This window comes from Pedococcus sp. P1_H8 (assembly GCF_056405175.1).
In genome coordinates this window covers 1-403 of record NZ_JBFUCP010000340.1, presented here as the reverse complement: position 1 = coordinate 403, position 403 = coordinate 1, and the positions used below count along the sequence as shown (strand labels likewise).

At 71.0% G+C, this 403-nt stretch carries 1 protein-coding gene; it reads left to right on the top strand.

The genetic code is table 11. From position 1 onward, the window contains the following. Positions 1-356: 3-oxoacyl-[acyl-carrier-protein] synthase III C-terminal domain-containing protein (locus tag AC1DYG_RS20285; RefSeq protein ID WP_477641637.1), on the top strand; the 356-nt coding region annotated here is incomplete at its 5' end. Positions 357-403 lie beyond the last annotated feature (47 nt).

Sequence of the window (403 nt, the reverse complement as noted above, 5' to 3'; positions counted from 1 at the left end):
CCCGGGTCTTCGCCCGCGGCAACCGKCTGGTCCCCGAGGTGGCACACGCGGTCTGCGATCACATCGGCGTGAGGTCCACGGAGGTCGACACCTTCGTCACCAACCAGCCGAAYCGGCTGTTCCTGCGGAACTGGCGCGACGCACTGGAACTGACCCCGGCGCAGCACCCGGACACGTTCGACTCCTGCGGGAACCTCTTCGGCGCCGCGATCCCGGTCACCCTCGACGTGGAGAACCGGGCCGGCCGGATCCCGAGCGGATCGCTGGTCCTGCTCGCCGGATTCGCGCACGCCGGTGACTTCGCTGCCGCCGCCGCGATCCGGTGGGGCGCACAACCCCACGCCGCCCAAGGCTGAGAACGAATGACTCYCTCACCCGCGGCCGCGCCGGGTCACCGGTGATC